Source organism: Streptomyces sp. NPDC053673 (assembly GCF_055585225.1).
This window is the reverse complement of record NZ_JBVJKN010000007.1, coordinates 12,806-18,572: the sequence shown is the minus strand read 5'-3', so window position 1 is coordinate 18,572 and position 5,767 is coordinate 12,806. Positions and strand designations below refer to the sequence as shown.

6 protein-coding genes are annotated in these 5,767 nt (G+C 69.3%); 5 read left to right on the top strand and 1 reads right to left on the bottom strand.

What is annotated here, in order from left to right:
* From ACZ6ZQ_RS12745 to ACZ6ZQ_RS12735, 3 genes are all read left to right on the top strand, one after another.
* A partial coding sequence (locus ACZ6ZQ_RS12745) for a TerD family protein (protein ID WP_469768555.1) occupies positions 1–199 on the top strand: 199 nt, incomplete at its 5' end.
* A gap of 153 nt (positions 200–352) precedes the next feature.
* On the top strand, positions 353–1,483 hold the full coding sequence (locus ACZ6ZQ_RS12740; protein ID WP_469768554.1) for a DUF475 domain-containing protein: 1,131 nt from the start codon (positions 353–355) through the stop codon (positions 1,481–1,483).
* A 120-nt stretch (positions 1,484–1,603) separates the two neighbouring features.
* Positions 1,604–2,341: a TerD family protein gene (locus ACZ6ZQ_RS12735; RefSeq protein ID WP_469768553.1), complete on the top strand. Its 738-nt coding sequence runs from the start codon at positions 1,604–1,606 to the stop codon at positions 2,339–2,341.
* Positions 2,342–2,385: 44 nt separating this feature from the next.
* Here the strand turns inward: ACZ6ZQ_RS12735 and ACZ6ZQ_RS12730 are convergent, their stop codons facing one another.
* Positions 2,386–3,291 carry a TerD family protein gene (locus ACZ6ZQ_RS12730; protein ID WP_469768552.1) on the bottom strand — a complete coding sequence of 302 codons (906 nt, stop codon included), beginning with the start codon at positions 3,289–3,291 and terminating at the stop codon, positions 2,386–2,388.
* Between the two features lie 208 nt (positions 3,292–3,499).
* Between ACZ6ZQ_RS12730 and ACZ6ZQ_RS12725 the strand changes: the two genes are divergently transcribed.
* Both ACZ6ZQ_RS12725 and ACZ6ZQ_RS12720 read left to right on the top strand, forming a co-directional pair.
* On the top strand, positions 3,500–4,663 hold the full coding sequence (locus ACZ6ZQ_RS12725; protein ID WP_469768551.1) for an HpcH/HpaI aldolase/citrate lyase family protein: 1,164 nt from the start codon (positions 3,500–3,502) through the stop codon (positions 4,661–4,663).
* A partial coding sequence (locus ACZ6ZQ_RS12720) for a phosphoribosyltransferase domain-containing protein (RefSeq protein ID WP_469768550.1) occupies positions 4,663–5,767 on the top strand: 1,105 nt, incomplete at its 3' end. The genes ACZ6ZQ_RS12725 and ACZ6ZQ_RS12720, both read left to right, overlap by 1 nt.

Sequence of the window (5,767 nt, the reverse complement as noted above, 5' to 3'; positions counted from 1 at the left end):
CTTCATTCGCGTGGTCAACCAGGCGGACGGCCAGGAGCTCGCGCGTTACGACCTGAGCGAGGACGCCTCGACCGAAACCGCGATGATCTTCGGCGAGCTGTACCGCTACGGCGGCGAATGGAAGTTCCGGGCCGTAGGGCAGGGGTACGCGTCGGGGCTCCGGGGCATCGCTCTAGACTTCGGAGTCAATGTTTCCTAAAACATTGCTCCGGCCCGGTCCAAGTCCGGGCCCGCCCTCAGGGTTTTGTGCTGGGGGTCCGGGGGTCGCCCCCCGGGAGACATCAGCGTGGAGCCGCGTGCGGCACGGGGGAGACCCGCTACGGCGGGGCCCGTACAACCGATGGGATAGGCAGTGGTCCTGAGAACATTCGGCTGGTCGTTCGCCATTACAGCGATCGGCCTTGCATTCGCCGCCTGGCAGTGGGGGTGGGAGGCGTTCGGGATCGTCCTGATCCTGTCGGTCCTCGAGATCTCGTTGTCGTTCGACAACGCGGTCGTCAACGCCGGAATCCTGAAGAAGATGAATGCCTACTGGCAGAAGATCTTCCTCACGGTCGGCGTGCTCATCGCGGTATTCGGTATGCGGCTGGTCTTCCCCGTCGCCATCGTCGCCATCAGCGCCAAGGTCGGGCCCATCGAGGCCGTCAACCTCGCGCTGGACGAGCCCGAGAAGTACGAGGCCCTGGTCACCGACGCGCACCCGGCCATCGCGGCCTTCGGTGGCATGTTCCTGCTGATGATCTTCCTCGACTTCATCTTCGAGGAGCGGGACATCAAGTGGCTCGCCTGGCTGGAGCGCCCGCTCGCCAAGCTCGGCAAGATCGACATGCTGTCGGTCTGCATCGCCCTGATCGCCCTGCTGGTCAGCGCCATGACCTTCGCGACCCACGCCCACACCAGCACCGGCTACGCGGACAAGTCCGCCACCGTGCTGCTCGCCGGTGTCGCCGGTCTGATCACGTACCTGATCGTCGGCGGTCTCTCCGGCTACTTCGAGGACAAGCTCGAGGAAGAGGAGGAGCGTGAGCACGAGGAGGAGGAGAAGGCCAAGGCCGAGGGCAAGCAGGTCTCCGCGGTCGGCCTGGCCGGCAAGGCGGCGTTCTTCCTCTTCCTGTACCTGGAAGTCCTGGACGCGTCGTTCTCCTTCGACGGCGTGATCGGCGCCTTCGCCATCACCAACCACATCTTCTGGATGGCGCTCGGCCTCGGTATCGGCGCCATGTACGTCCGGTCGCTCACGGTCTACCTGGTCCGCCAGGGCACCCTCGACGACTACGTTTACCTGGAGCACGGCGCGCACTACGCGATCGGCGCCCTCGCCGTCATCCTGCTCGTCACCATCGAGCACGAGATCAGCGAGCTCGTCACCGGTCTCATCGGCGTCGTGCTGATCGCCTGGTCCTTCCTCTCGTCGGTGATGCGCAACCGGCGGCTCGCGGCGGAAGAGTCCGAGGAGAAGGAGCTCGCGGCGAAGGAAGTGTGACGCCGCAGGGTTTGAGGAACGCTCTCAGCGGGGCGGCCAGGAGGCACACCGGCCTCCGGGCCGCCCCTCGCGGTTGTATCGGGACCGGCCCTCGGGGGCCGGCGCAGGCAGGGGTGGGACATGGCCTTCTGGGACGGTTTGTGGCGCGGCAGGGCAGCGCAGTTCGACTCGGGCAGCGCCTCGACCAACTCCATCCAGCTGACCAGAAGGCACCCCCAGGTCTCGCTCAGCAAGCAGGGCGCCGCCACCGGAAACCTCCGGGTCAACCTCTCGTGGCGGATGCGGACGTCCGACATCGAGGGCCGCTCCAAGCAGAGCGGCCGACTGCTGAGGCACCCCTTCAAGCTCTTCAAGCCCGATGTGGTCCAGGCGCACACCCAGGGCGTGGTCAATGTGGACCTCGACCTCGGCTGCCTCTACGAGCTGACGGACGGCAGCAAGGGCGTGGTGCAGCCGCTGGGCGGCTTCTTCGGCAGTCTCAACGAGCCGCCCTTCGTGCGGCTCAGCGGGGACGACCGGTTCGGCGCCCCCTCCGGCGAGACGCTGTTCGTCAATCTCGACCACCGCGAGTCGATCAAGCGGCTGCTGTTCTTCGTCTACATCTACGACCGGACCCCGGCTTTCGACCGTACGCACGCGAAGGTGACCCTCTACCCGAGCAACGGGCCTCGCGTGGAGATCGAGCTGGACGAGCGCGCCCCGCAGGCCCGCTCGTGCGCGGTGTTCATGGTGGAGAACGTCAAGGGCGAGCTGATCGTGCGCCGTGAGGTGAAGTTCGTGTACGGCTTCCAGGCCGAGCTGGACCGGCTGTACGGCTGGGGACTGCAGTGGGGCCGCGGCTACAAGACCAAGATCTGAGCGGCCGGTCTGAGCGGCCGGTCTGAGCGGCCGCCCGCCTGCCGCTACTGCCGGATGAACTGGGGACCCATCGGGGGCAGCCGGAAGTTCGGGTCGGGCGCCGGGGCGGCCGCGGCGGCCGGCTGCGGGTAGCCGTACGCGGGCTGCGGATCCGCGGCGGGCGCCGTCGCCGGCTGCGGATAACCGTACGCGGGGCGCGTCGCCGGGGAAGCGGGCTGGGGGTAGCCGTAGGCCGGCTGGGTCGCGGGCGAGGCCGGCTGCGGGTAGCCGTAGCCGGGCTGTGCCTCCGGCTGGGGCTGCGGCTGTGCCTGCGGCTGGGTCTGTGCCTGCGGCTGTGCCTGTGCCTGTGCCTGTGCCTGTGCCTGGGTCTGTGTCTCGGGCCGGGCAGGTGGCTCCTCCGCCGGGGTGCTGTCGTCCACCGAAATGCCGAAGGCCGTGGCCAGGCCGATCAGCCCGGTCGGATAGCCCTGACCCACCGCGCGGAACTTCCAGCCCTCTCCGCGCCGGTACAGCTCACCGCAGATGATCGCGGTCTCCTCGCCGGTCTCCGGCCGGACGTCGAACAAGGCCAGCGGTTCGCCGTCCGACGTCGCGGCGTCGTACAGCATGATCCGCAGATCCGGTACGCCCGAGAAGGTGCCGCCGTCGGAGGAGGCCGCGATGACCACCTGGTCGACCGAGGCGTCCAGCGAGCCGACATCCGCCTGGACGGTGTCGGTGAGCCCATCGGCGACCCGCTTCTTGGGCAGCAGCCGCACCAGCCCGGACGGGTGGCGGGGCTGGTTGTAGAAGACGAAGTCCTCGTCGGCGCGCACACGGCCGTCGGAGCCGAGCAGCAGGGCGGAGGCGTCCACGTCCGGGACCCCGGCGCCGGTGGTCCAGCGCAGAACGGCTCGGACAGCGGTCGCCCCGAGCGGAACGTTGGAGCCCTTCAGCATCGCGTGCGTCATGCCCGTCATCCTGCCTTCCCAGGCCCCGCACGGACAACGCGGGGGCGCCAGGGCATGTCCCGGCCCGGTACGGGGCAGCCTGTGTCGGGGACACGAAGGGGACGAGTTACCTGGATTTCATGCACTTGGGGAACTCTTGACACCTGTCCCTACGTACTATTACCGGCCACCAAACGACAGGGCCGCACAGGCAGTACGGGGGACTCAGATGCGTCATTTCGGGTATATCCCGACCACTTCCCGGAAGGAATTGTTCTACCAGGAGCCGTCCGAATTCGATGCAGGCTCCCCTGCCCGGATGCTCGCCTGTGCGCTCGGAGCGACGCTCTACAGCCCGGCGACCCGGCCGCGACTCGCGGACGACGTGATCAAGCAGGGCGCGCACGGAGTCGTCTCCATGGTGCTCTGCCTGGAGGATTCGATCGACGACGCCGAGGTCTCCGACGCCGAGGAGAACCTGGTCCACCAGTTCGCCGACCTCGACGCGCGCGGTGTCGAGGTGCCGCTGCTCTTCATCCGGGTGCGCGAATCCGGCCAGATCGAGGACCTCGTCCGGCGTCTCGGTGACTCGGTCCGGCTGCTGTCCGGATTCGTACTCCCCAAGTTCACCGAAGAGCGCGGCGGCCCGTTCCTGGAGGCCCTCAGCGCCGCGGAGGCCACGACCGGCCGCCGGCTGTACGCGATGCCCGTGCTCGAATCGCCCGAGCTGCTCCACCTGGAGTCCAGGTCCGAGACGCTCGCCGGCATCTCCCGCGCCGTCGGCAGGCACCGGGAGCGGATTCTCGCGCTCCGCCTCGGCGTCACCGACTTCTGCTCGGCGTACGGACTGCGCCGCTCGCCCGACATGACGGCGTACGACGTAAAGATCGTCGCCCATGTCATCGCGGACGTCGTCAACGTCCTCGGCCGCGCCGACGGGAGCGGATTCACCATCACCGGGCCCGTCTGGGAGTACTTCCGCCTCCAGGAGCGGATGTTCAAACCGCAGCTCCGGCGCAGCCCGTTCCTCGAGGTACGGGCCGAGAAGCTGCGTACCACGCTGATCGAGCACGACCTCGACGGACTTCTGCGGGAGATCGAGCTGGACCGCGCCAACGGGCTGCTCGGCAAGACCTGCATCCACCCCTCCCACGTACTGCCCGTACACGCATTGTCAGTGGTCAGTCATGAGGAGTTCAGCGACGCACAGGACATCCTTCACCCCGAGCGGGGAGGAGGAGGGGTGATGCGTTCGGCGTACACGAACAAGATGAACGAGGTGAAGCCGCACCGCGCCTGGGCGGAGCGCACTCTGCTGCGCGCCGAGGTGTTCGGTGTCGCTCGTGAGGACGTGGGCTTTGTGGAGCTGCTCACCGCCGGTCTGGCAGGCTGATGAAGGAGGAAGACGAAGCAGTGGTGTGGTCGGGTAGCTGGGTTTCCCAGCGGCTGGGAGTGGAGCTCGTCGGAAACGGCGACGGTGCCGACGGCGAGCTGAGGTCGCTGCTGGGCCTGGCCCTGCGGCGCAACCCGAAGCGGGCGCACCTGCTGGTATCGCATGTGCTGGGTAAGCATGTGCCGCAGAGCCCGGCCGTCGTGTACGGATACGGGTTCGCGCTCGGCCTGCGCGTACGCGAGCTGCTCGGCCAGGAGGAGGCCGCGCGCGCCGTGGTCCTCGGCTACGCGGAGACCGCGACCGGCCTAGGCCACTCGGTCGCCGACGGGCTGGGCCTCGTGCCCTATCTGCACTCGACGCGGCGCCCCGTCGACGGCCTGGCCAAGGCCGGTGGCTTCGAGGAGTCGCACTCCCACGCCACCTCGCACCTCCTGCTCCCCGAGGACCCGAAACTGCTGGCGGGCGAGGGTCCGCTGGTCTTGGTGGACGACGAGTTCTCCACGGGCAACACCGTGCTGAACACGATCCGCGACCTGCACGAGCGATACCCGCGCAAGCGGTACGTGATCGTCGCCCTCGTCGACATGCGCTCGGCGGCCGATCTGGGCCGCGTGGAGGCCTTCGCGAAGGAGATCGACGCCCGGATCGACCTGGTGGCCGCGGTCGAAGGCACGGTGCGTCTGCCGGCGGGGGTCCTGGAGAAGGGCCGGCGCCTGGTGGCGGAGCACGAGGCCGCGGCGGCGGCCGAGGGCGACACCGCTCCGGCCGCGGGCCGGGAAGCCGCCGAGTCCCGCCCGGGCGATGCCGCGCCGCGCGCGGCCGAGCGCTCCAGCGGCGCGGCGTCCGCCGTGCGCGTGGACCTCGGCTGGCCGGCCGGAGTTCCCGACGGCGGGCGGCACGGCTTCACGCCGGTGCACCGCGTCGAGCTGGAGGCGGCCTTGCCGGGCATGGCGGCGCGTATCGCCGAGGCGCTCGGCGCCACGGCGCCGGACCACGCGATGCCCGGCGCCACGGCGCCGGACCACGCGATGCCCGGCACCACGGCGCCGGACCACGCGATGCCCGGCACCACAGCGCCGGACCACGCGATGCCCGGCACCACGG

Excerpts from the sequence above, each read along its gene's own strand:
- ACZ6ZQ_RS12735 (WP_469768553.1), top strand. The coding sequence starts at position 1,604 with ATGGCCTTCTGGGACGGTTTGTGGCGCGGCAGGGCAGCGCAGTTCGAC.
- ACZ6ZQ_RS12730 (WP_469768552.1), bottom strand. The coding sequence starts at position 3,291 with ATGACGCACGCGATGCTGAAGGGCTCCAACGTTCCGCTCGGGGCGACC.
- ACZ6ZQ_RS12725 (WP_469768551.1), top strand. The coding sequence starts at position 3,500 with ATGCGTCATTTCGGGTATATCCCGACCACTTCCCGGAAGGAATTGTTC.